Raw genomic sequence first — 25,523 nt, forward strand, 5'->3', positions numbered from 1 at the left:
CCGCTCCGCCACTAATTTGAAGGCCTTCCCTGATAGGAAGGCCTTTTTGCTATGGGCGATTTTGCCCAGCGACCCACATATTTGCACACCAGAACCAACACATAGCCCAGTCTGACGACTGGGCTATGGTGCTTTTAGTCTGCTGGTGAGCTGCCGACGTCCCACCGCGATGACGTTCCGCTGCGAGCTGATAGAGCTTGAGGATTAAATCAGGCCATATTGCAACGGTACGTCATCGCTTCCACTTGTTTGTGTAATCCCCTTTTTTGCTTATGGATTTATTCCATTAAAACAGTCTCTTATCAAGAATTAGCGATTCTGCGGCAGGAATACCACACAAATCAAATGATAATGATTATTGTTTGAATGATCCCGTCGGGGTCGTTACAATGCGGGCTGATTAATAAAGTGCTTTTCAAATGAGCCTTTTCTAATGCTGCGCCTGGCCGGATGCCAGGGCGTTGTAATGAGTGAAGTAAGGGAATACGTCACCTTCCTACTAAAAATGTTCAGGCTAAAACATGACAACAGTGAAACCGAACAAGCTTGCCTTGTTGATCTGCTCCCTTCTTGCGACCCAGGCCTATGCTGCCGAACAAGAGGTGATGGTCGTCACCGCTTCCGGCTTCCAGCAGAAGATTGAAGACTCAGCTGCCTCCATCTCTGTGATTACCCGTGAGCAGCTGGAAAAGCGGGCATATCGCGATGTGACCGATGCCCTGAAGGATGTTCCCGGTGTTGTGGTGACCGGCGGTGGCAGCAGCAGTGATATCAGCATTCGCGGTATGGGGTCGAAATACACCCTGATGCTGGTTGATGGCAAGAAGGTGGATAGCCGTGGCACTCGCCCGAACAGCGATGGTCCGGGTATCGAGCAGGGCTGGCTGCCGCCACTGCAGGCGATTGAGCGCATTGAGGTCGTCCGTGGCCCTATGTCATCCCGTTATGGTTCCGATGCCATGGGGGGCGTGATTAACGTGATTACCCGCAAGACCACCGGCCTGGCTTGGCAGGGCTCGGTTCATGCTGATTCGACCTTCCAGGAGAACAAGGATGCTGGCAACAGTTTTCAGACCGATGCCTATACCGCAGGTTCACTGATCGATGGCGTGTTGGGGCTGCGTTTCAATGGTCAGCTCGCACATCGTGGTGAAGACAAATTTACCCAGGGTTTTGCCGAGCAAGAGACTCGCAGTGGCACGGCGGTGCTCAGCTTCAAGCCTGATGACCATAACCGCTTTGATCTGGAAGCCAGTCGTAGTCTGCAGGATCGGGATCGCACGGCCGGCAATTCGCTGGCTGCGAAGGCGAAAGATAGCCTTAACCGCTACGAGCGCACCAACTATGCGCTGACCCATGATGGTCAGTATGACTTCGGCTCTTCCAGCAGCTATCTGCAGCAGGAAATCAATACCAACCCCGGCCGCAAGATGGAGCTAACCAACACTATCGCCGATACCCATACCCAGTTTATTCTGGGGGATCACTACCTGAGTGTCGGTGGTCAGTATCGCTATGAGGATCTGCACGACCAGGGCAATAACCTGAAAGTAGCCAACCCTGCCGAGCAGCTGACCCGCTGGAGTTGGGCGATGTTTGTCGAGGATGAGTGGTCACTTACTGACAACTTTGCCCTGACAGGGGGCGCACGCATGGATCGGGACCAGAACTACGGTTCTCACTGGAGCCCGCGTCTCTACGGCGTCTGGCATCTGGATGACAGTTGGACTCTGAAAGGGGGCGTATCAACCGGTTACCGCTCCCCTGACTTGCGGATGTCGGCGGCCAACTGGGGCCAGGTCACCGGTGGTGGCAGCCTGGATGGCATGCTGGTCGGTAACCCTGATCTCAAACCCGAGACCAGCGTGAGTGAAGAGATCGGCCTGCTGTGGAACGGTCATCAGGGCTTCAACGCCGGTGTTACCCTGTTCAACACCGACTTCAAGAACAAGATCTCCGAAGTGCGTCGTTGCACCAGCAAGAGTGATCCCGCCTGTACCCTCAATGGTCACAGTTATGACTTCATCAGTGATCGGGTCAACGTCGACAAGGCGAACATGCGCGGTGTCGAGGGGATGATGGATTGGGCCATCAATGAGGATTGGTCGGTCAGCTCCAGCTACACCTTTACCCAGTCTGAGCAGAAGAGTGGTCCACTGGCGGGCCATGCCCTCAACCAGATGCCTCGTCACATGTTCAACGGCAGTGTTGACTGGCAAACCACCGAGGATCTCAGCCTCTGGTCACGGGTAAACTTCCGTGGCGAGACCTCCGAGTACCTGAGCCGGGTCAAGATGGCGGAGGGGACTCCTTCCTACACCTTCTTTGACATGGGCTTGGTCTACAAGGCCAACAAGCATCTGGATCTGACCGCCGGGGTCTACAACCTGTTCGACAAGACGGTGGATTACAGCAGCTATGGCACTGTGCTGGATGGTCGCCGCTACAACCTGGGCGTGACCTACAACTTCTGATAGGGAACCTGTCATGCGGCCGCCATCTTCCGATGGCGGCCGTTTTTATTGCACGTCCGTCAGGGGGCTATGCCTGATAGGGGCCGGCTTGCCAGGTATTGCGCCCCAGTCCCTTGGCCTGATACATGAGGGCGTCAGCCTGTCGTAGTAGCTGGTCGGCATCAGCCTCTCTCTCTGCGGCGACCCAGACTGCCCCGGTGCTGATGGAGAGGGTCACTTCGCCGCTGCTGGTGTGCAGGGTTTGCCGGTTGCTCTCCAGGCAAATACGCTCGGCCCATTGCTCTGTCTCTGCCAATGTGGCCAGCGGCAGCAGCAGGCAAAACTCTTCGCCGCCGATGCGGGCCAGCAGAGCCTCTTCGGGCAACAGGTTCGTCACAGTCGTGGCCAGCTTTTCCAGCAAGAGATCCCCGATGCCATGACCAAAGCGGTCATTGGTCTCCTTGAAGTGATCCACATCGAACAGCAGCAGAGCACAGGGAGCCCCGCTTGCCAGCCGCTGCTCCATGGCGGGCATGAATGCCCGTCGGTTGAGCAGGCCGGTAAGGGGATCGGTACTGGCTTGTTTCTCCAGTCTGGCGTTGGCGCGGCTCAACTCGGTGGTGCGGCTGGCAACGGCGCGGCGCAGTTGTACTATGTAGGCCACCATGATTAACACTCCGGCAAACAGTAGCCAGGGACCGAGATGGATGGGGTAGACGGTTTCGACATGCATCCATTTGCGGATGATCCGCTCCCGATCGCTCTCTTTGAGCTTGGCGAAGCCCTCTTCCAGCCGGTGTAACAGGGCAAGGTCGCCCTTTCTCACTGCAAAGCGGATCTGGTCGGTATAGAGGTGGCGAACCGGAATAAAGCGGGTGGGATCGTCGGAGGTATAGATGTAGAAGTTGGCGACCTGCAGATCGGCGATAAAGGCCTTTATGTCGCCCCGAAAGGCCGCCGCCAGCAGGGTATCATTGTCATTGAAGGTCTGCAGTTGGGTGCCGGGGAAGTAGCGTCTGGCGTAATACTCCTCGTAGCCACCGGCTACCACTCCGACCGTTTCATGGAGCAGGTAGTAATGTACATCTGTGCCGCGCAGTTCGCTCGAGAAGAAGAGCTGGGAGTCGAGCTGGGCGAGAGGCCGGCCATAGTCGAACAACTTGTCCCGCTCCGGTGACCAGAGCAGTCCGGCGTGAACGTCCGCTTTCCCCTCATGGAGCAGGTCGAGGGAGCCTTGCCAGTCGACCAGCCTGAACTCGATCTTCTGGCCGGTGACCCTGGCATATTCACGCCACAAATCGATCAGCAGGCCATCCGGCTGGCCCGACTCATTGATATAGGAGAAGGGCTGCCAGGCTTTGGAGTTGGTAATGATGATCGGTTCTTCCGGGGCTTTGGCCCAGGCAGGCAGGGCAAGGGCGAGCAGCAGGAGCCCCCACCCGATACTGACTATGACTCCTGTCCAGGAAGAGGCCATCCTTGCTCCAATCCGTTGCCGTATACCGTCCCGTGGTCATCGATTATCACCGTCTTTCTGCTCGAAGAACAAGCGCTCAAATGATGAAGTTTGCATGATGCAAATGGCGCCATGACAAGGCTGGCGGATAGAGTAACTACTTACAGCGGCAGGCTGATCCGCGCCTCCAGTCCCCCCTGTGGTCGATTGAGCAGGGTCAGCTCGCCGCCGTGCTGATGGACCAGAGTGCGGGCGATGGAGAGGCCCAACCCGACACTGCCGGACTCGGTGTTGCGCGCTTCATCGAGCCGCACGAACGGTTTGAACACATCCTCGAGCCGCGCCGGATCGATCCCCGGCCCGTTATCGCAGACCCGGATCAACAGCTCCTCCTTGCGCCGCTCCAGCGACACTTCGGCGCTGCCGGCATATTTGATGGCGTTGCCGATCAGGTTCTGCAGCACCCGGCGCAGGGTGTTGGCCCGACAGGCGTAGACCTCTTTGCCCTCCGCCAGACAGGTGACCGGCTGACCGGTATCGGCGTAGTCATCACACAGGCTGACCAGCAGGCTGACCAGATCCAGCTCGCGGGTGGCCTCCTGCTGCCCCTCCTCGCGAGCAAAGCTGAGGGTGGCCGCCAGCATCTGCTCCATCTGTTGCAGGGTCTGCTGGATCCGCTCCTTGTCCTCGCTATCGGCCAGAAACTCGGTGCGCAGCCGCAGGCTGGTGATGGGAGTGCGCAGATCGTGGGAGATAGCCGCCAGCATCCGGGTTCTGTCCTGCACGAAGCGGTCGAGCCGGGTGTGCATCCGGTTGAAGGCCTGAATCGATTCTCGGATCTCGGTCGGCCCCTCCTCTTTCAAGGGCTCGATATCCTCGCCCCGTCCGAGCCGCTCCGCATTGCCTGCCAGCTGCTTGAGCGGGCGAGTGGCACGGCGAAACAGCAGCACCATCAGCCCGATCACCAGACTGGCGACCAGCATCAGGTTGAGGGTGGTCTGCCACGACCAGCTGCCCGCCTCCTTGTCGACCAGCGAGCTGAACTGCAGCCAGCCCCCCTGCGGCAGTTCGATGGAGCCATAGAGCCGCATATCCCGCGGCGGGGGCGGTCCCTTGCGATCCCGCATCATGCGGGCATGATGTTCCCACGCCTTGCTGCGCTGGGTATCCTCTTTCAGCTCGGCGCTGATCTCGACTGTTAGGCCGGGGGGATAGTTGAGGCGCGAGCGCACCAGTTGCTCGAAGCGGGGGCTGCGGTTATCCGGTTGCAGTGGCTCGTCGGAGAGGCGCAGCAGCAGGGTCTCACTGCGACTGGCCTTGAGGATCTCGTCATAAAGTGACGGGGGGGAGAGGGAGAGCAGCCTGACCACCGAGATGATCCGCTGCATGGCGTTGCGGCTGTTGACGAAGCCGAGCGCTTCTTCCCGATCCGAGCGGTAAATCTGGATACTGAGCAGCTGGATCAGGATCAACCCCGCCAGCGCTACCAGAATGATCTGGCCGGTCAGCCCCTTGGGCCACATCCGTGCCCACAGTCGTTGCAAGTTGCCCACTGCTTAAACCTGCGTCACGTCGGCGGAGAACATATAGCCGCCACCCCAGATGGTCTTGATCAGCTCCGGATTCTTGGGATCCCGCTCCAGCTTGCGGCGCAGGCGGCTCACCAGGGTATCGATGGCGCGATCGAAGGCTACCGCCTCGCGGCCACGGGCCAGATCCAGCAGTTGATCCCGGCTCAGCACTCGCTGCGGGCGTTCCAGAAATACCTTTAGCAGATCGAATTCGGCGGTGGAGAGGCTCAGGCCCACCCCATCCTCATCGACCAGCTCCCGGCGATTGACGTCGAGTAGCCAGCGATCGAAGCGCAGATCCCGGGTCAGGGTTTCGGCGGCGGGTTGGGTCTCGGCCTGGGTGCGGCGCATCACCGCCTTGATGCGCGCCAGCAGTTCGCGCGGGTTGAAGGGCTTGGCCAGATAGTCGTCGGCCCCCATCTCCAATCCGATGATGCGGTCGGTCTCTTCCCCCATGGCAGTGAGCATAATGATGGGCAGGTTCGATTTGACCCGCAGCTCGCGGCAGAGGGTCAGACCATCTTCACCCGGCATCATCAGATCCAGCACCAGCAGGTCGAACTCCCGCTCCTCCAGCAGTCGCTTCATCTCCTTGCCATCCCGGGCGCAACTGACCCGAAGGCCGTGCTGCTCCAGAAAGCGCTTCAAGAGATCGCGGATCTCGCTGTGGTCGTCGACCACCAGAATGTGGGTGCTGCCCTGATTCATGAATACCTCCCCTGCTTGGCGTTGGCACGAGTATACGAAAATCCGCCCGGCGGTTTGTGTCAAAGTGTGCCAGATCCGCACGATGCCACACTCTGCTACAAAAAAGGGCGATGCTGGCAAAGTTCAGACACCGATAGGGTGTTTACTTGAGGGCAAGGCAAGAGCGCCGAACCAGAATCATCCCTACAGGAGATAGACCATGAAAAAGCTGACCAAAACCCTGCTGACCGCCACCCTGATCCTTGGTCTGCCGCTGGGCGCCTATGCAGCCAGTGAAGCAGCCCCCACCGGCCAGCCTGGTGCCATGGTGGATTGCCCGATGGACGGTGGTGGCATGATGGGTGGCAAACACCACGGTGGTCGCCACGACAAGATGGCCCGCATGCAGAACATGACCCCGGAGCAGATCCAGGCCAACCTGCAGCAACGTTATGACCGCATTGAAGATCCTGCCAAGAAGGCGGAATTCATCAAGAAGCTCAACGAGCGTGCCGCCGACATGACCAAGCACGCCGAAGCGATGAAGCAGTTCGCCGAAGCGAACCAGTAACAGCACATGCTGTTATTAACCAAAGGGTGGCCTAGGCCGCCCTTTTGTGATCATATCGATCCATTTTCGCTCGAATCCTTATCTTGCTGTCGCTTATGTGAGCGATGGCAAACGCGCAGTGAGCGAATTGCAAGATAATGCCCGCTCATATAACAAGCTGCAGTTAGCAGTGGCCGAAAACAGGAGAGGGTATGGGTTGGGATCTGGGGACAATCAAGGGGCGATATACCGCCGTTTTTCTGGGATTCATGGTGGCGGTCTGTGTGCTGACCGTAATCGGCATCCAGTTATGGGTCAAACCCGAGCTGCAACGGGCGGGTGAGCAGAATCTGGTGCTGCGGGTCAGCGAGATTGCGACCGACATTCGCGATCAGCTCAACGGGGTGCAGAGCCAGTCACGCAGTATCACTCAGCTGGTGGCCCAACTGCCGAGCGAGCAAATCGATGCCGTTCTCCCTGCTCTGATCGATCAATATGGCAATGCGATGGTGTTTGGTGGCGGCATCTGGCCGATGCCGGATCAGCGGGAAGCCAGTCGCATCAAGTTCAGTACCTTCTTTCATCGGGATGGTACCAACAAGCTGCTCCCCAACACCTACTGGAACTCGGCCGAGGCGCCCAACTATTTCGAGCAGCCCTGGCACAGAGCCGGGCAGCAGGCGGCGAAAGGCATGTGTGTCTGGGCGGCGGCTTACAAGGATGGTGCCAGCCAACAGCCGCGCACCAACTGTGCCATGGGGATCTATCGTGACGGTTCCCTTTACGGGGTGTCCACCATCGATGTGACGCTGGGTTTCTTCAATGATCTGGTCGCCAAAAAAGAGCAGGAAATCGGTGGTCAGGTGATGATCGTCGAGGCCGATGGCAAGATCCTCAGCAAGAATGGCCGTTTGACTGGGGATGTGGTGCTGGGCAACCTCTCATCTCACGGGGACTATCCCTTTGCCAGCGCCATCGCCAGCCTGCTGGGGCAAGGTAATGGCGCCGCGTTGCAGCGCACTACCTTTCAGGATTTGGGTGAAGAGCAGACATTGCTGATGCAACCCATCGAAGGAACCCCCTGGCTGTTGGCGGCAGCGCTGCCGACCAGCACCCTTACCCACGACAGTCAGGAGGTGCTCAAGACGCTGGCAGCGATCCAGCTACCGCTAGTGGTGCTGCTGTTTGCGCTGATGTTGATGGCCATCAAGCAGCTGGGCAGTCGACTCGACACCCTCAAGCAGAACATCGATGCGCTCTCGGCCGGAGATGCTGATCTGACTGCCCGGATCCGGGTCAAGGGGCGCGATGAGCTGGACCATATCGCCCAATCGGTGAACCGCTTTATCGCCTATCTGCAGCAGATGATGTTGCAGGTGACCAAGACCACAGAGCTGATTACCCGTGAATTGGCCCAGCTGGATCAGCAGACGGGGCAGGCCAGACGCATTCTCGGTGAGCATGCCGCCGAGACCGATCAGATAGTGACAGCCCTGACCGAGCTCAGCTCCACTGCCGACAGTGTGGCGCACCACGCGAGCGATTCCGCCAGCTTTACCGAGTCTGCCAATGGTCAGGCGATTCAGTCCCGTCAGGTAGTGGGTCAGGCCTCTGCCAGTGTGGCGGCGCTGATCGATGAAGTGGATCTTGCTGCGACCAAGGTATTGGGGATGCAGGAAGATGCTCGTCAGATCAGCAGTGTACTCAGCGTGATCGGCGATATTGCTGCCCAGACCAACCTGTTGGCACTCAACGCGGCCATCGAGGCGGCGCGGGCCGGTGAGCAGGGCCGTGGTTTTGCCGTGGTTGCTGATGAGGTGCGCGCACTGGCGGCGAGAACCCAGAATAGCACTGCCGAGGTGGGGAGCATGCTCTCCCGGTTGACGCAGGGGGTGGCCGAAGCCGTGGTGGCCATGGAGCACACCAAGCAGAGCTGTCAGGCGGCGACCGAGAATACCGAGCAGGTGACCGGCGGGCTCGACAAGATGGCGGATGCCGTGGTGCAGATCAACGATCTGGGTACCCAGATTGCGACTGCGGCAGAGGAGCAGAGTCGAGTGACCGAAGAGATCAACCGCAACATGGTCACTATCCGCGACATGGTCAATCTGCTGGTGGATAACGGTCAGAATACCGAACAGAGTTCGGCCACCCTGCTGGAGTCCAATCGCCAGCTGGTGGCGTTGGTGCATCGCTTCAAGGTGTAACAAACCGATAATGAAAGAGGGGGAGCCCGGTGCTCCCCCTCTTGCTATCTGTGCCGATGCGGGTGTTCAGCCTACTCCACCGGACGAGCGAACTTAGCCCTGAGCCTTGTCGGTCAGGTCTACTTTCTTGACGGTATCACCTTCGAACTTGATAACGACGTTCTTCTTGGCTGCGTCGGTATCTTTCAGCAGGGTTTTGGTGGTTTCTGCCAGCAGCGGAGAGGCCTTCTTCAGGGCATCCAGATCATAGGTCCACACTTCCAGACCGGATTCGGTCTTGGTGGTGGCAGGAGCGCCCAGCTTCTCTTTAATAGCCTGCTTGTTGGAGCCGCCTTCCTTGATATCCAGTGCCTTCTTGATGGCTTCGTTGGATGCGCTGTCCACTGCACCGGATACGGCGGTATTAGCTGCATCCTTGACGCTGCTGGTGACGCTGTCGGTCAGCGAGTCCATCAGGCCAGCATTGGCAAACAGGGGCAGGGTGGTGAGGGCTACCAGCAAAGTCTTTTTCATTTTTTACAGATTCCATTGGTTCAAATGAGGCGGCTATGGAACCAATAAAAGAGCTGGGTGTCAAGTGAGGCAGCTATTGAGCTGTCTGTTAACTATGTCTCATTTTTCACCAGTCGCAAACAGTTTTGGTATCTCCCGCACCAGCCAGCTCTTGGCCTTGCCCATGGTGTCTCGCCGCCAGGCCAGCACGACCTGCAGCTGATGGCGATATTCGGGGCTGATCACCTTGAGCCGTCCGGCCCGGATGTCCTCCTCAATCCAGCTCTGTGGCATGGTGCCGACCCCGATCCCTGCCAGCAGGGCATCCCGTTTCTCCGTCATGGTGCTGACAGTGAGGCGCGGCTGCTTGTCCAGCAGGCGGTAGGTGAGAACCGGTTTGCGCAGGGCTGTGTCGGCCACCGCGATGGCGCGGTAGCGGCGCAGGGTCTCGTCGGCCAAGGGTTCGGGCTCCTGATGCAGCGGATGATCGGGATGGGCGACGTAGAGCATCACCTCGTCCTTGATCACCTGATGCTTGATGCCGGTCATCATGATGTCCGGGTTGATGGAGGAGATAAGCAGGTCGGCGCGGCCATCTTCCAGACACTCCCAGCTACCCGCCAGCACCTCGGCCCGCAGCCGCAGTCGGGTATCGGTCTGCTCGGCCAGCTTCTCCACCAAGGGGTAGAGGGCCTGCACCGGGACCAGCGCATCGACGGCGACTGTGATGTCGGTCTCCCAGCCACGGGCCAGCGCCCGGGTCTCTCCCACCAGATGCTCGGCCGCCTCCAGCAGCACCCGGCCGCGCTCCAGCAGCATGCGTCCCGCCGGGGTGAACTTGGTGCGGTGGCCGCTGCGGTCAAACAGCATGGCATCCAGTTCGTCTTCCAGCTTCTGCACCGTATAGCTCAATGCCGAGGGCACCTTGCCCAGCTCGTCGGCCGCCGCCGCAAAGCTGCCGCGGCGGTCGATGGCGTCCAGCACCCGGATGGCTTCCAGGGTCAGCGCCCGTTCCTTGTTCGATTCCTTGGCCATTTCATACCTTCAATTTTTTTGAACATGTTTGCCAGTTTATCTCGCTAACAAGTTAGGCCAAGTGTCTTTAATATTCAATCAACGCTTAGGCAGGAACGTCGAGCGGCCAAATATGCGGGAAGTTCCGCACTGTGACACACCCAATCGGTCTGTCTGATGTCGGTGAAAGAACAACACACTATTTGAATAACCTCTTGCATGGATGCATTGATTCTGGCCGAAAAGGCCTTGGCAATGACATATAAAACAAGAGATTGAATGAACATGAAAAACGTAATCAAGATGCTGGCCGTTGCAGGCCTGATGACCACAGGTTTCGCCAACGCTTCCGTACCGGCTGACTTCAACGCCATGCCCGGTGTGCTGTTTGTGAACTGGAATACCACCGCCGCAATGGATGGCAAAGCCAATCCGATGCTGGAAGTGCGTGACGAGTCTGGCGATCTGCTGGCATCAGTCCACGCCAACCTGACTGGCACCCAGCAGGTGCGGATCCCGAGCCGTACCCAGGGCAACCTGACCGTCAGCCTGGCTGGCCAGAGCAGCGAATACCGTATTCCGTTCGGCATCGGTGGTGGCAACCCCCGCTAAGTCGAACCCCGGATAGATGAGGAGCAGACCATGATGCAATTGAGAGCCGCAGAAGCGCGGGGCAAGGCCAACTTTGGCTGGCTGGACGCGCGCCACAGTTTCTCCTTCGGTCACTACTATGACCCGGAGTGGATGGGGCACTCGGTACTGCGGGTGATCAATCAGGATCTGGTTGCGCCGGGTGGCGGATTCGCCACCCACCCTCACGCCAATATGGAGATCCTCACCTGCGTGCTGCAAGGCACCATAGAGCACAAGGACAGCCTCGGCCATGCCGAGCAGATCCCGGCAGGGGATTTCCAGCTGATGAGTGCAGGCAGCGGGATCCGCCACAGCGAGTACAACCCATCGCAAACGGATCCTCTCTCCCTGTTGCAGATCTGGATCGAGCCGAACGAGTTCGGCACGCCACCCGGATATCAGCAGAAGAAGATCGAGTCCAGACCGGGCATGACGCTGGTGGCGTCACCGGATGGCGAGGATGGATCGCTGCGGATCCGCCAACAGGCCCGCGTATGGCGGCTGGAACTGGCCCCGGGCGAGACGCTCGAATGGGCACTGGCTGGCCAACACGGTTACCTGCAGATGATTTCAGGGGAGTTGACCGCCAACGGTCTGGCTGCCCGACCCGGCGACGGGGTACTCAGTCGTGATGAATACCGGTGGGAGCTGGTTGCGACCAGTGCCAGCCAAGCTCTGTTATTTGACCTACCCTGAAGCAGTCAGCGGTGATGTGACACAAACGAGGAATATGAAATGGACAAGATGAAAGATGTAGCGCTGCTGGCGGGTCGTGTACTGCTGGCGCTGATGTTCGTAATGGCGGGCTGGAGCAAGATCGGCGGCTATGCCGGAACCCAGGGCTATATGGAAGCGATGGGCGTACCGGGTTTTATGTTGCCGCTGGTAATCCTGCTTGAGCTGGGTGGTGGCCTTGCCGTCGTGCTGGGTCTCTTTACCCGCAGCCTCTCCGTGCTGCTGGCCGGTTTCACCCTGATGGCTGCCTTTATTTTCCACTATCAGCCTGCCGAACAGATGCAGATGCTGATGTTTATGAAGAACGTCTCAGTGGCCGGTGGTTTCCTGGCGCTGGCGGCGGCCGGAGCAGGGGCTTTCAGTGTGGATGCCCGTCTCGGCAAAAACTGGTAATGCCCTGAAGAGTCAAGTTTTCCAATGCCTTTTGGCCGGTGCAACTGCACCGGCTTTTTTCTGTCTGCGTTTTCCGGATAGGTGAGGCGGCTAGCCAAATCTGCGGCGCCCTTCATGATTCCGTCTCTTGCCTGCCGCTGGCCACAAGCGCCTTTTGCATCTTATCCCCCGATCCCCGACAATTCCCTCTCTTGTGAAGTGACGGAAATGGCTCGCCTTTTCCCTCGCCCCCTCTCATCCACAGGCGGGAATTGCTCATGTTTACCCTCTACCACTCCAATCAGCTGGATCTGCTCAAAGAGCTGCTGGTGAGCCGCATCCGGCAGGCCCCTCTCTCTCACCCCTTCGATCGGGAGCAGATCCTGGTGCAGAGTCCGGGCATGGCCCAGTGGCTCAAGCTGGAGCTGGCCAAAGCCTTCGGCATCGCCGCCAATATCGACTTTCCGCTGCCCGCCAGCTTTATCTGGGAGATGTTCACCCGGGTGCTGGCGGATGTACCGCGCCAGAGCCCCTACAACAAGGGCTCCATGAGCTGGCAGCTGATGACCATTCTGCCTGCCTTGCTGGAGCGCCCCGCCTTTGCCCCGCTCGCTGCCTATCTGGGGGGCGGAGATGAGGAGGATCCTACCAGGGATCCCGAGCAGGTGCGGCTGTGGCAGCTCTGCCAGAAGGTAGCGGATCTCTTTGACCAGTATCTGGTCTACCGGCCGGACTGGATCGCCCGCTGGGAAGAGGGGGAAGGATTGAGTCAGGAGCTGGCCGGGGTGAGCGGTCAGGATTGGCAGCCCGAGCTGTGGCGCGAGCTGGTGGCTCGCACGTTGGCGCTCTCTCCGAGCGGCTACCACCGCGCCAACCTCTATGAGGAGTTTATCCACGAGCTGGAGCGTACCGCCGATCTGCCGGGCAAGCTGCCGCAGCGGGTCTTCGTGTTTGGCATCTCGGCGCTGCCGCCACGCTATGTGGAGGCGCTGCTGGCCCTCGGCAGTCGGCCTGAGGTGGAGGTGCATCTGTTCGTTACCAACCCCTGCCGCTACTACTGGGGGGATCTGCTGGATCGCAAGACGCTGGCGCGCCTCGAAAACAAGCTCAAACCCGGCACCGATATCGAGACATTGCAGGGCCCCGCCAACCCGCTGCTCGCCTCCATGGGCAAGCTGGGGCGCGACTACCTGCATCAGCTGATGGAGCTGGAGGTGCCGCAAATCGAGGCCTTCGTCGATATCGACGAGGTGGATGCCAAGGGGAATGTCAGCCTGCTGCGCGCCATCCAGAAGGATGTGCTGGAGCTGGCCGAGCGAGGCGCCGGTCAGTTCGATCTCGACAGCAGCCATCACAAGAGCCCCATAGATCCGGCGGATGGATCCTTGCAGATCCACGCCTGCCACGGCCCGATGCGCGAACTCGAGGTGCTGCACGACCAGCTGCTGGCGCTGTTCGAGCAGGATCCCGCCCTCACCCCGAAAGATGTGGTGGTGATGATGCCGGATGTGAACAGCTACGGCCCCTATATTCAGGCGGTGTTTGGTGCTCGGGGCCAGATCCCGTTTGCGGTCTCGGATCGGGCGGCGAGTCAGGAGAGCCCGCTGCTGCAAAGCTTCCTCGCCCTGCTCAGGCTGCCCAACGCCCGCTTCGGGGCTGGCGAGCTGCTCGCCATTCTCGAGGTGCCCGCCGTGCTGCGCCGCTTCGAGCTGGATGATGACGAGTTCAACCAGCTGCGGGTCTGGGTGCAGGAGACCGGCATTCGCTGGGGGCTGGATGACGGCTATCCCGTCCGTTTCGATCTGCCGCCCATGTCCGGCAACAGCTGGCTGTTCGGTCTGCGCCGCATGCTGCTCGGCTTTGCCATGGGGGATGGCGAGCCGGTGGCGGGCATTCTGCCCTACGCGGATATCGAGGGTCAGCAGGGGTTGGCGCTCGGTAAGCTCGCCTGGTTCGTCGACTCGCTGGCCGAATTCCTGCCCCGGCTGCAACAGGCGCAGCCGCTGGCGGAGTGGAACGCTTGCCTGCTGGCATTGCTGGAGCGCTTCTATCTGGCCGACGAGGATGAAGAGCGTCAGCTCCAGCTCATTCGCAGCCAGCTGGTCGAGTGGCAGACCCGGCTCGGCGAAGCCCGCTTCGAGCAGCCCATTACCGCCGATCTGTTGCAGGACTACCTCGGCAGCGTGCTGGGGGAGTCCCGCTCCAGCCAGCGCTTCCTCGCCGGTCAGGTCAACTTCTGCACCCTGATGCCGATGCGTTCCATCCCCTTCAAACAGGTCTGCCTGCTCGGCATGAACGACGGCGTCTACCCGCGCACCCTAGCCCCCATGGGGTTCGATCTGATGGCGGTGGCGTCGCGGCGCGGGGATCGCTCCCGTCGTGATGATGACCGCTACCTGTTCCTCGAGGCACTGCTCAGCGCCCAGCAGGGGCTCTATATCAGCTATCAGGGCTTCAGCGCGCAGGACAACAGCGACAAGGTGCCGTCGGTGCTGCTGGCGGAGCTGATCGACTATGTGCGGCAGGGCTTTGTGCTGGCGGGGGATGAGGAGCTGGACGACGAAACCTCCGGCAAGCGGTTGCTCAACCACCTGATGGTGGCGCATCCGCTCACCCCCTACAGCCGCAACTACTTCTACCCGGAGGCGGGTTCGCGCCTCTTTACCTATGCCGCCGACTGGCTGCCCGCTCTCAATCCGGTGCGCGGCGCGGCCAACTTCCAGAGCGGCGAGCTGCCTTTGCCCCCCGAATGGGGCAAGGAGCAGGGGCTGGAGCTGGCGGAGCTGCTGCGCTTCTATCGCCAGCCCACCAAATATTTCCTCAACCGTCGCCTCAAGGTGTGGTTTGAGCTGAACGAAGCCAACATCGAGGACAGCGAGCCGTTCGAGCTGGATGGCCTGCAACATTATCAGCTGAAAGATCTGCTGCTCGATGCCCATCTGGCGGAAGGTGAAAGTACCGAGCGTCGCGAGCGGTTGCAGCTCACCGGCCTGTTGCCGCAAGGGTGGTTCGGCAGCCTGCTGCTGGACGATCTGGATGCCGAGATGGGCAAGCTGGCTGATCGGCTGCGGCCATGGGTTGCTGCCAATGAGTCAGAAAAGCAGGCGGTGGAGATCGATATCTCCCTCACTCAGGGCCAGCTGCAAGGGTGGATCGACACTCAGAAGGGGCGCTTGCTGGTGGTCAAGCCCGGCAGCTTCAACGGCAAGGATCTGCTGCTGGGCTGGATCCAGCACCTCTGTCTCTCATTGAGCGGCGCCCCCGGCGACACCCTGCTGTTCGATGCCAAACAGAGTCTGCGGTTAGCCAAGCTCGCTGCCGACGAGGCACGCCCCAAGCTGGCGGCGCTGGTGACGTGCTGGGCGCAGGGGATGAAGCGGCCGCTGCCCTTCTTCCCCAACACCGCATGGGATTGGCTCAAGGCGATCGAGAAGGATCCCGACAAGCCGGAGGCGGCCGACAAGGCGGCCCTCACCCGTTTCAACGGCGGCTGGATGATCAATGGGGAGGGGCAAGATCCTTACGTCGCCCGCTGCTTCCCCGAACTCGATGACGAGGTGCTTGGTCAGTTGCAGGCGCTGGCCCGCGAACACCTGACCCCGCTGCTCAAGACCCTGGAGGAGCTGAAATAATGGCTAACCCGCTCAATACATTGCGTTTTCCCCTCCATGGTGAACGACTGATCGAAGCCTCCGCCGGTACCGGCAAGACCTACACCATCGCCGGTCTCTACCTGCGCCTGCTGCTGGGTCACGGCCCGCTCATTGAAGAGGGGGCCGATGCCGGTCAGCCGAGTGCCCACGAGCGACCCCTCTCGGTGACCGAGATTCTGGTGGTGACCTTTACCGAAGCGGCCACCGCCGAGCTGCGCGGGCGGATCCGCGGTCGCATTCACGAGGCGCGGCTCGCCTTTATGCGCGGTCATAGCAGTGACACCCTGCTGGCCCAACTGCTGGCCGAGGTGGCGGATCACGAATTGGCGGCCCGTCGCCTGCTGGCTGCTGAGCGGCAGATGGACGAGGCGGCGGTCTTTACCATCCACGGCTTCTGCCAGCGGATGCTGAAACAGAACGCCTTCGAGTCGGGTGCCCTCTTTGAAACCGAATTTCTTACCGACGACAGCCAGCTCAGGCTGCAGGCGGTGAGCGACTACTGGCGCGCCGAGTTCTATCCGGTGGATAAAGCTCTCGCCAGCGCCGTGCGCGCGCTCTGGCCGAGCCCCGCCGCCCTGCTGCGGGAGATGGGCAGCTGGCTCGACAACAGCGAGCTGGAGATCCACCCCGCGCTGGGGGATGAGACCCTCGCCGCCCGCCATCAGGCGGCCATGAGCCACATCGCTGCGGTGAAGAGCGAGTGGCTGGCGCAGATGGACGAGATCCGCCGCCAGACCGACGGCCAGATCAGCCGCTACACCGGCAAGAACTACGAAGGGTGGCTTGCCAAGATAGCCGACTGGGCACAGGACGAAAGCAGTGGCTACGCCATTCCCAAGGAGCTGGAGCGCTTCGGCCAGACGGTGCTGGAGGAGAACCTCAAGAAGGGGGGCGCCGTGCCTACCCTGCCGCTGTTCAGCCAGATCGACCAGCTTCTGGCGAGCCGTCCCGGAATTCGGGATCTGATCCTGCAACGGGCTGCCAAAGTAGTGCGCAGCCGGATGCAGGCCAGCAAGCAGCAAGCCCATCAGCTCTCGTTCGATGACCTGCTCAAAGATCTCGACGGGGCGCTCGGCTCCAGCCTTGGCGAGCGGCTCTGCGAGCGCATTCGCGCCACCTACCGGGTGGCGATGATCGACGAATTTCAGGATACCGATCCCCAGCAGTACCGCATCTTCCATCGGCTTTACGGCGGCCACACAGACACGGCGCTTTTGATGATCGGTGACCCCAAGCAGGCCATCTACGGCTTTCGCGGTGCAGACATCTTTACCTACATTCAGGCGCGGCGAAATGTGAGCGCCCACTACACCCTGGGGCGCAACTGGCGCTCCAGCAGTGCGCTGGTGGGGGCGGTCAACGGCTTGTTCGAGCGAGCCAAGGATCCCTTTATCTACGAGGCGGATATTCCCTTCCTGCCGGTGGAGGCGCAGGGCAAGAGCAAGGCGCTGCTGCTCGATGGCGCCACCGCGCCAGTGCTCCACTGCTGGCAGCTGAGCGGCCAGCCCACCTTCAATCGGGGGGATTACCAGAGCAAGATGGCCCGCGCCACCGCCGCCGAGATCCACCACCTGCTGACGCTGGCCCGCGAGGGCAAGGCGCTGATCGGCGACAAGGCGGTGAAGGCCGGAGATATCGCCGTGCTGGTGCGCACCGGCGCCGAGGGCAAGCTGGTGCAGCAGGAGCTGGCGCGGCTCGCCATCGCCTCCGTCTATCTGTCGAACCGCGAGAGCGTGCTGGAGCAGACGGAGGCGCGGGAGATCCTGCTGATTTTGCACGCCTGCCAGAACCCGAGCGAAGAGCGCAGCTTGCGGGCGGCGCTCGCCACCGGGCTGTTTGACCTCGACGCCAAGGCGCTCGATGGGCTGGCCAGCGACGAGCGGGCGTGGGAGAGCGCGGTGCAGGAGTTTATGGAGTACCGCAAGATCTGGCACCGCCGCGGCGTGCTGGCGATGCTGCGGGCCCTGCTGCACCGGCGCAATCTTGCCTCTTCGCTTTTGGCGAGCCCCTATGGCGAGCGGCGGCTGACCAACTTCCTCCATCTCGGCGAGCTGCTGCAACAGGTGAGCAGCGAGCTGGACGGGGAGTACGCCCTGCTGCGCTGGCTGGGGGAGGCGGTGAGCCGCCCCAACGGGCAGGATGCGGAGCAGGTACTGCGGCTCGAATCCGAGCGGAAATTGGTGCAGATCGTCACCATCCACAAATCCAAGGGGCTGGAGTACCCGCTGGTGTTCCTGCCCTTTATCTGCAGCCACAGAACCGCCGAGACCCCGCTCTATCACGAGGCGGACGAGGCGGGCAATCGCACCATTCTCGATCTCACCGGCGCCGAGGGTTCCTTGGCGGAAGCCGACAGGGAGCGCCTTGCCGAAGATTTGCGGCTGCTCTATGTGGCACTGACCCGAGGTGTCTACGCCACCTGGCTGGGGTTGGCGCCGGTGCGGGCGGGGGCGGGCAAGTCGGAGAAGACCGACCTGCACCACACCGCCATCGGCTACCTGCTGCAAAAGGGCGAGGAGGGGGATGCGCAGACGCTGGCGACCGCCCTGACCGAGCTGGCACAGGCGCTGCCCGGGGTGGCTGTCGGTGAGCCCTCGCTCACCCGTCCGGCCCCGCTGCCGCCAGAGGAGGAGCAGTTGGGCGAGCCGCAGGTGCGCCACTTTAGCGGTTCCCTTGAGCGGGACTGGTGGATCAGCTCCTACTCCGGGCTGGCGGCGCAGGGTCACGGTCACAGCAAGGGTGTCTTGGCCAATCCCGGCTTCGATGACGAGGTGGTAACCGAGGCGGCTGCGCTGGCTTCCGAGCAACCGGACGAGGCACCCCAGCCCTCCATCTTCACCTTCCCGAAAGGCGCGCGCCCCGGCACCCTGCTGCACAGCCTGTTCGAGACCATCGACTTTCAAAGCGCTGCGGGAGAGCCGCTGGCAGAGCATATCGCCAGTCTGTTGCTGCAAAACGGCTTCGACGAAAGCTGGGCTCCCGTGCTGCAACAGCAGGTGGAGGCGGTGCTGGATACCCCGCTGGAAACAGGCTTTGGCGAGCCGGTGCGGCTACGGGATCTGGCGCCCGAGCGCAAACAGGTGGAGCTGGAGTTCTTCCTGCCCATGGGACGGGTGACGGCCCCGGCGCTGACTGCGCTTTGCCAGCAGCACGACCCGCTGTCGCGGGGCAACAAGCCGCTCAGCTTTGCCACCGTGCAGGGGATGCTCAAGGGCTTTATCGATCTGGTGTTCGAGTGGCAGGGGCGCTGGTATCTGCTCGACTACAAATCGAACCACCTCGGCATGAGCCCCGCCGATTACAGCCGTCCGGCGCTGGAGCAGGCGATGGCGGAACACCGCTACGACCTGCAATACCAGCTCTACTCGCTGGCGCTGCACCGGTTGCTCACCCTGCGCCTGCCGGGCTACGACTTCGAGCAGCATTTTGGCGGCGTTTTCTATCTGTTCCTGCGCGGCATGCCGCAGGGGGGCATTTTCCATACCCGCCCGAGCCGTGAACTGGTGCTGGGGCTGGATAAGTTGTTTCGTGAGGGCAGTGAGCTGCCAGCTGCGGGATCCCAAGTATTGAACGAGGTAGAAGCATGAGCGGCACCATGATCAGCACCGCAACCAATGCAATGATGGTTGAACGGTTGAAAACACTGGCGCTGGCTGGCCGGATCCGCCAGCTGGATCTGCAATTTGCCAGGCTGGTGGCCGACCTTGGCGGCAGCCCCGAGCTGGTGCTGGGGGCTGCGCTCGCCTGCTTCGAGTTGGGCCGTGGCCATGTCTGCCTGCCGCTGGAGATGCTGGCGAACGGATCTTTGCGGCCGTTCGGGCTGGATCCCCAGCAGAGCCGGGATCTGCTGGGGGATCTGGCGGATCCTGCACGCTGGCCTGCCCTGTTTGCGGCCAGCCCCTTGGTGGGTACCGAGCAGGATGAGGGGCTTGCCCCGCGCTGGCCGCTGCGGTTGTGGCGCGGGCGGCTCTACCTCACCCGCTACCACGATTTTGAACTGGGGGTGGCCCGCCATTTGCGCGCTTTGAGCGAGCGAGCCGAATGGCCGGAGATTGCTCCCGCCCTGTCGCGGCTGTTTGCCCGCGACTATGGGTTGGTGTTCGCGGCGCTGCTCAAAGCCCGCCTCGCCCCTGACTTCTCAGCCCGCCACTTTACCCTGAAGTATCTCGATCTGGTGTTCCCGAACGAGGTGGATTGGCCCGCCATCGAAGCGCTGCTGGCCAGCGCCCAGGCGGCGAGCGACTTGAGCAAGCTGGATACGCTGGTGCCCGAGGCGCTCTGCTGCAACGGCCAGAAGCTGGCGGCGGCCACCGCGGCGGCGCGCCCCTTTGCGGTGATCTCCGGCGGCCCCGGCACCGGCAAGACCACCACGGTCGCCAAACTGCTCGCCATTCTGGTGGAGACCGGCCTGCAAGCGGGCAAGGCCCCGGCGATCCGGCTGGTGGCCCCCACCGGCAAGGCGGCGGCGCGCCTCACTGAGAGTATCGGCTCTGCTCTGCAGGCCCTCGATCTGCCCCCCGAGTGGGTGGAGGCGATCCCCACCGAGGCGGGCACCCTGCACCGGCTGCTCGGGGTCATTCCGGGGCGCAGCCAGTTCCGCCACCACGCGGGCAACCCGCTGCACCTCGACTTGCTGGTGGTGGATGAGGCCTCCATGGTCGATCTGCCGATGATGGCGCGCCTGCTCGATGCGCTGCCGAGCCACGCCCGCCTGATCCTGCTCGGCGACAAGGATCAGCTCGCCTCGGTGGAGGCGGGGGCCGTGCTCGGCGATATCTGCAGCTTTATCGAGCAGGGCATCAGCCCGGCGCAGGCGGACTGGCTCTCCCGCCAGACCGGCTACCGCTTGCAGGGCACGCCCGCCGGTGCGCCGGTGCGCGACAGCCTCTGCTTGCTGGCCAAGAGCTGGCGCTTTGATCTGCACTCTGGCATCGGCCAGCTGGCGCGCGCCTGCAACAGCGGCGATGCCACGGCGGTGGAATCAGTCTGGGGTATGGGCTTTGCCGATATCAGCCTGCACCCCTGGGCTGGGGAGGCTTACGACGCCCTGATTGCCCAGGGGGTAGCCGGTTACGGTAGCTATCTGAAGGCGGCCCGCGCGGGGGAAGCGCCCGCCGCCGTATTCAAGGCATTCAACAGCTTCCAGATCCTCTGCGCCCTGCGCGATGGCCCGTTCGGGGTGCTGGGGCTTAACGAGCGGCTGGAACTGGCCCTGTCACGGGCTGGCCTGCTCGCCCGCGACGGCGACTGGTATGCCGGTCGCCCGGTGATGGTGGTGCGCAACGACCACGGGGTCGGCCTCTACAACGGCGATATGGGGCTCTGCCTGCCCGATGAAACTGGCCGGTTAAAGGTCTGGTTTGAGCAGCCGGATGGCACATTGCGGGCCCTGCTGCCAAGCCGTTTGCCGCCTCACGAGACCGTCTACGCCATGACCATCCACAAATCCCAGGGTTCGGAGTTTGCCCATACCGTGCTGGTGCTGCCCGACAGCTCCAGCCCCTTGCTGACTCGCGAGCTGGTCTATACCGGCATCACCCGCGCCAAGGCGCGGCTCGATCTCTATGGCGATCGCGCCCTGCTGGCCCAAGCGGTACGGAAAAAGACCGAGCGTTATTCCGGGTTGGCGGAGAGGTTGGGGGAGTGATTGATTGGATTGCGGTAAAGGGAGTTGCTGTTGACCCGTTACGCTGTGCTAATTGCACCAACAGTGTTGTGGCAATGAGCGGTATGTTTTATGACCGTGACGCACGGTAATGGCGCTTGTCATTTTTGCTACTTAAGGTATTGATTTTTAAAGGGTGTTGTCTCGGCTCGCTTTTTGTGGGTCGCTACATGTATTTTTGTTTTATAAATAGCGCAGCGTGACATGCCCAGTAGGGAGGAAGGTCGTGATTGAAGAGGCACTTTCGTATAAGAATCTTGGCCCTTGTCTGAGCAGTGATTTGGCCGCATACCTTGTAGAGAAGCATGGATTAACACATGAAGCTGCTCGCCAACGGATCAGACGATCAAGTAATCGAGTAAAACAGCTAGCATATTTAACGTTTTCTAGAGGGACTCGCTTTACATATTTAGAACAAGATTACGGTTCTCCAATGTTCTGGGGACATTTGTTTAAAGCAATTTATAGCCAGAAAGGTGCGTACGCTTTAGCTCTAGGTGCTGTACAGGCTAGAGGGATTGTTCCTATAGAGCATTTTTATACCATTTGTGGTTCACCAAAAGCTCAGCAGAAAAAAATTAGTGCATTTAGTGTATTGGAAAGAATGCTTGATGCGAGGATTTTTGTAAAAGACGAAGTAGATGGTATAGGGGAGTGTATCCTTACTAAGGATTTATATGATAGGAATGAATTGAAAGAGCTGGAAATAATTTCTGTTCGTGCAAGGTTACTTGCTGAAGAAATATTTATTGGCGCCATGAAAGAGTGGCTTAGAAGGTTATCTATAGCAAGTTTTGATTGTATCAAGACCAGAGGTGACATCAATAGTCAACCAATGGTTGGACCATTTTTTTGGGATCTTTCATCACCTAGTTACTTAGCTCCATTAGTCGATTGGAATAAGCAGGATAAGCCCAATCCTGGCTTTGTTGTTTGTGATATTTTATTTTCAAAAAATGTAAAGCTAATTCATATAGAGCCATTTTTAAATAAAATAAACTCACTGCAAGCATTGAAGAAAATAAACAAGGTTATTTACATTTTTGTTGCCCTTAGCTATGAAAAAGAAGCACTGAATAAGCTTAAAGAAAAAGGCGTTATACCAGCAACACCAGAAAGTCTTTTTGGTAAAGATATAGCAGAAGCATTCATATCTTTAATCGATATTACTAAAAAGTCAGCTATAGGAGAGATTGAAAGTAAAGCTTTTGATGAAGTGATTACAAGGTTAGGCAGTCTCGAAGGTGCTATGGGTAATATGCGTGGCGCGTTCTTTGAAATGCTGGTCAGTCACATAATAAGAAATTCTACTGCTGGCAATGTCTATCTTAATAGAACATTTAAAAATAATGGTGGAGAAAAGGCTGAGGTTGATGTTTATGTCGTTCCTCAAGTCGGTGAGCCAAGAATCATCGAGTGTAAAGCCATGAAGCCAGGTTCTTTTGTGAGTAATGAAGAAGTAAATAGATGGTTAGATATTAGAATTAAACGAGTCAGAGAGCATTTGCAGAGACTAGAAATAACGAACAAAAATGGTGGCATTCCTAATTTCGAGCTGTGGACAACTGGACGTCTGTCTGATGAGTCAATTGCCCGTATTGAAAGGACTAAAGAAGCAAATAAAAAGAAATTTAATCTTTTGGTTTTTGGTCCGAATGAAATAAGGAATGTGGCAAGTTCTGATGATGCAGCTTTGAAAATATTGAAAGAGCATTTTCTTCCTAAGGCTTAGCATATCTCGTATGTTGGACTTCGCTGGCTCAGCACCAACCTACCGATTGTGTAGGTTGTGGCTGAGCGTAGCGAAGCCCAACGTTTACCGTGTGTACAGACCTCGTTTTTCCTGCCCCTCATCCCCGACCCTTCTCCTCCTTTTCTAATAAACGGGAGAAGGGAGCAATGCCGTTACCGCTGTCCGATTACGCTTCGCTAATCGAACCTACGTGGCTGGTGATCATATTACCGGTGCCGCTTTATCCCCTCTCCCTCCGGGAGAGGGCAGGGTGAGGGCGAGTAGGGTGCAAAGAACGAAGTGAATTGCACCGCTGCTATTTATCTGCCAAAAGGTGTAATGCGCTGTGCTTATTACACCCTACATCGAACCAACACACGACAGGATGTCATTGCTTGAGACTTGAATTTAACACCATCGATCTGGATCGGGATTACGAACTCTGTGTGCAGGCGCGCAGGGATGCCTATTTTTGCAGCTTTCATACCCATGATGGATTTGCCGACTTTATCGACGGCTATCGGGAGCGGATCCGCGAAAGGCTGGGGCAAGCGCAATGGCACTACCTGCATGTCTGGGCGGGTGAACAACGGGTGGGTCAGCTGGAGTTTCGCAGCTTTTCCGATGAACCCGAGACCGGCTATGTGCAGCTGATTTATCTGTTCCCTGAATATCGTGGCCGCGGGCTGGCCGCGCAGTTGCAGGCCTATATTCGCCAGCAGTTGCTGGGGGCGGGGTGTAAATGGGCGACGCTCTCCGTGAGTCGTACCAATGTGCGGGCCTTGAATCATTACCGGCGCTTTGGCTGGGTATTTCTGCGCCCCAATCCGAAACATCAGGAGACGGATTTTTATCGGCTGACTCTGGCCGAGTGACCTCTGTGGGGCCTCTGGGTATCCCCTCATTTATTCCCATCCCCCAAATGACTGAATCGTGAGTTAAATCCGGTAAATGGGGCGCGCTTGAGCCACACTTATGGCCACCCTGACTCAGCCTGTGCCGTGAGTGGCCGATAACCGGGGAAACGGTGGTGCGGTGGGGTTCTGGCTGACAGATCTGTTGCAATATGCCAAGGTAGCGCCTCACGACAACAGAGCGATTCCCCGTGGTGGCGCGGGGCGGAAGAACAAGGATAACTGCTATGGTGCAGGACAGTGACACGATCAGGATCTCGGATGTCAGCGAGGCCGTGGTGCATGGCATTCTGGAGGTGACCAGCGATGGCATCTGGGATTGGCATGCCAATACCGGTTTTGTCTATCGCAACCCCGGCTGGTACCGGATGCTGGGTTACGAGCCTCACTCCCTCGGCAATACCGTCTTCACCTGGGAGAACGTGATCCACCCCGACGATCTGGCGGCGGTGATGGCGAAGTTCGATCTCTGCCTGAGCGGCAGTGCCCATGAGTATCGCGCCGAGTACCGTTGCCGCTGCCGCGATGGCAGTTACCTCTGGATTGAGGATTGCGGCCGCATCATTGAGCGCAATCCCGACGGGTCTGTGGCGCGGATGATCGGCGCCCATCGCGATATCCACGCCAGCAAGTTGTTGCTGGAGCAGCTGGAGCGGCGCAATCACTCGCTGGAGCAGCAGGTTGCCGAGCGCACCGCCGAGCTGGTGCGACTCAACGAGGCGCTGCAACAGAAAGCCGAGGAGAACCGTCTGCTGGCAGAGACCGATGCCCTGACTGGCGCCGCCAGCCGCTATCGTCTGGAGCGGGCGTTGCAGCTGGAGTGCGAGCGGGCGCGCCGCTTCCATCAGCCGTTTACGGTGATCGCTATGGATGTGGACAACTTCAAGCAGATCAACGACTGCTATGGCCACAACGCCGGGGATCAGACCCTGATCAACATAGTGGCGCTGGTGCGCCGCCATATCCGCGAGATCGATCTGCTGGCCCGCTGGGGCGGTGACGAGTTTATGGTGCTGCTGCCCAACACCGGCCGCGAGGATGCGCTGGTGGTGGCGAGCAAGTTTCAGGCATTGATGGCGAGCGAGCCCATCTGCCCCCATGCGCCCGCTACCATGAGCTTCGGGCTGGCGGAGTATCAGCAGGATGAGCAGAAGGAGAGCCTGATGGTGCGCGCAGATCGGGCGCTCTATCAGGCCAAGCAGCTGGGTAAAGACCAGATCTGCTAACGCGGGGTACGGAAAAAGAGCAGTAAAAAGGGCCGCAGGTTTGAAACCTGCGGCCCTTTTGTATTGTGTGTCCCGTCCTGAATATGGTTTACACCTTTCCCCCCAATAAATGGAGAGCCCGATGGGACAAGGTGTGAAACGGACACAGCGCGATTACTCGCTG

General features: G+C 59.6%; 17 protein-coding genes. 12 read left to right on the forward strand and 5 right to left on the reverse strand.

From position 1 onward, the window contains the following. The first annotated feature begins 521 nt into the window (after positions 1 to 521). Positions 522 to 2,474, forward strand: coding sequence for a ligand-gated channel protein (locus AB5Y82_RS01520; protein ID WP_201902397.1), 1,953 nt, complete (start codon positions 522 to 524; stop codon positions 2,472 to 2,474). 67 nt (positions 2,475 to 2,541) lie between these two features. On the opposite strand, the gene AB5Y82_RS01525 is transcribed toward AB5Y82_RS01520, so the two are convergent. From AB5Y82_RS01525 to AB5Y82_RS01535, 3 genes are all read right to left on the reverse strand, one after another. Continuing rightward, the gene (locus AB5Y82_RS01525) at positions 2,542 to 3,930 is read right to left on the reverse strand and encodes a transporter substrate-binding domain-containing protein (protein WP_368173561.1); all 1,389 of its coding nucleotides are present in this window, start codon (positions 3,928 to 3,930) and stop codon (positions 2,542 to 2,544) included. 140 nt (positions 3,931 to 4,070) lie between these two features. Beyond that, complete coding sequence (locus tag AB5Y82_RS01530; RefSeq protein ID WP_368173566.1) at positions 4,071 to 5,432, reverse strand: ATP-binding protein; 1,362 nt, start codon at positions 5,430 to 5,432, stop codon at positions 4,071 to 4,073. Between the two features lie 33 nt (positions 5,433 to 5,465). Beyond that, complete coding sequence (locus AB5Y82_RS01535; RefSeq protein WP_088868240.1) at positions 5,466 to 6,188, reverse strand: response regulator; 723 nt, start codon at positions 6,186 to 6,188, stop codon at positions 5,466 to 5,468. Between the two features lie 199 nt (positions 6,189 to 6,387). Between AB5Y82_RS01535 and AB5Y82_RS01540 the strand changes: the two genes are divergently transcribed. Together AB5Y82_RS01540 and AB5Y82_RS01545 are read left to right on the forward strand one after the other, a co-directional pair. Then, positions 6,388 to 6,738, forward strand: a complete 351-nt coding sequence (locus tag AB5Y82_RS01540) for a hypothetical protein (protein ID WP_107684400.1) — start codon at positions 6,388 to 6,390, stop codon at positions 6,736 to 6,738. Positions 6,739 to 6,929: 191 nt separating this feature from the next. Then, a complete protein-coding gene (locus tag AB5Y82_RS01545; RefSeq protein ID WP_368173562.1) occupies positions 6,930 to 8,924 on the forward strand; it encodes a methyl-accepting chemotaxis protein in 1,995 nt (664 codons plus the stop codon). 93 nt (positions 8,925 to 9,017) lie between these two features. Here the strand turns inward: AB5Y82_RS01545 and AB5Y82_RS01550 are convergent, their stop codons facing one another. Further along, complete coding sequence (locus tag AB5Y82_RS01550) at positions 9,018 to 9,437, reverse strand: hypothetical protein (protein ID WP_005336527.1); 420 nt, start codon at positions 9,435 to 9,437, stop codon at positions 9,018 to 9,020. 99 nt (positions 9,438 to 9,536) lie between these two features. Continuing rightward, positions 9,537 to 10,451, reverse strand: coding sequence for a LysR family transcriptional regulator (locus AB5Y82_RS01555; RefSeq protein ID WP_043821788.1), 915 nt, complete (start codon positions 10,449 to 10,451; stop codon positions 9,537 to 9,539). A 258-nt stretch (positions 10,452 to 10,709) separates the two neighbouring features. Between AB5Y82_RS01555 and AB5Y82_RS01560 the strand changes: the two genes are divergently transcribed. The 9 genes from AB5Y82_RS01560 to AB5Y82_RS01600 all read left to right on the forward strand — a co-directional run bounded on the left by AB5Y82_RS01560 (position 10,710) and on the right by AB5Y82_RS01600 (position 25,360). Further along, positions 10,710 to 11,042 (forward strand): hypothetical protein, encoded by a 333-nt coding sequence (locus AB5Y82_RS01560; RefSeq protein WP_159142699.1) that lies wholly within the window; start codon positions 10,710 to 10,712, stop codon positions 11,040 to 11,042. Between the two features lie 30 nt (positions 11,043 to 11,072). Further along, positions 11,073 to 11,759, forward strand: coding sequence for a pirin family protein (locus AB5Y82_RS01565; protein ID WP_043821790.1), 687 nt, complete (start codon positions 11,073 to 11,075; stop codon positions 11,757 to 11,759). Between the two features lie 39 nt (positions 11,760 to 11,798). Beyond that, positions 11,799 to 12,191: a DoxX family protein gene (locus AB5Y82_RS01570; RefSeq protein ID WP_005336513.1), complete on the forward strand. Its 393-nt coding sequence runs from the start codon at positions 11,799 to 11,801 to the stop codon at positions 12,189 to 12,191. A gap of 257 nt (positions 12,192 to 12,448) precedes the next feature. Then, positions 12,449 to 15,802 carry an exodeoxyribonuclease V subunit gamma gene (gene recC, locus AB5Y82_RS01575; RefSeq protein ID WP_368173563.1) on the forward strand — a complete coding sequence of 1,118 codons (3,354 nt, stop codon included), beginning with the start codon at positions 12,449 to 12,451 and terminating at the stop codon, positions 15,800 to 15,802. Further along, positions 15,802 to 19,410 (forward strand): exodeoxyribonuclease V subunit beta, encoded by a 3,609-nt coding sequence (gene recB / locus AB5Y82_RS01580; RefSeq protein WP_368173564.1) that lies wholly within the window; start codon positions 15,802 to 15,804, stop codon positions 19,408 to 19,410. The genes recC and recB overlap by 1 nt, the downstream gene beginning before the upstream one ends. After that, positions 19,407 to 21,470: an exodeoxyribonuclease V subunit alpha gene (recD, locus tag AB5Y82_RS01585; RefSeq protein WP_368173565.1), complete on the forward strand. Its 2,064-nt coding sequence runs from the start codon at positions 19,407 to 19,409 to the stop codon at positions 21,468 to 21,470. Before recB ends, recD begins: the two co-directional genes overlap by 4 nt. Before the next feature lie 244 nt (positions 21,471 to 21,714). Beyond that, a complete protein-coding gene (locus tag AB5Y82_RS01590) occupies positions 21,715 to 23,220 on the forward strand; it encodes a hypothetical protein (RefSeq protein ID WP_323978299.1) in 1,506 nt (501 codons plus the stop codon). A gap of 395 nt (positions 23,221 to 23,615) precedes the next feature. After that, on the forward strand, positions 23,616 to 24,095 hold the full coding sequence (locus tag AB5Y82_RS01595; protein ID WP_017765547.1) for an N-acetyltransferase: 480 nt from the start codon (positions 23,616 to 23,618) through the stop codon (positions 24,093 to 24,095). Between the two features lie 266 nt (positions 24,096 to 24,361). Continuing rightward, positions 24,362 to 25,360, forward strand: a complete 999-nt coding sequence (locus AB5Y82_RS01600; RefSeq protein WP_158110438.1) for a sensor domain-containing diguanylate cyclase — start codon at positions 24,362 to 24,364, stop codon at positions 25,358 to 25,360. The last annotated feature ends 163 nt before the right edge of the window (positions 25,361 to 25,523 follow it).

Source organism: Aeromonas sp. s13 (genome assembly GCF_040907905.1).
Lineage (GTDB): Bacteria > Pseudomonadota > Gammaproteobacteria > Enterobacterales > Aeromonadaceae > Aeromonas > Aeromonas veronii.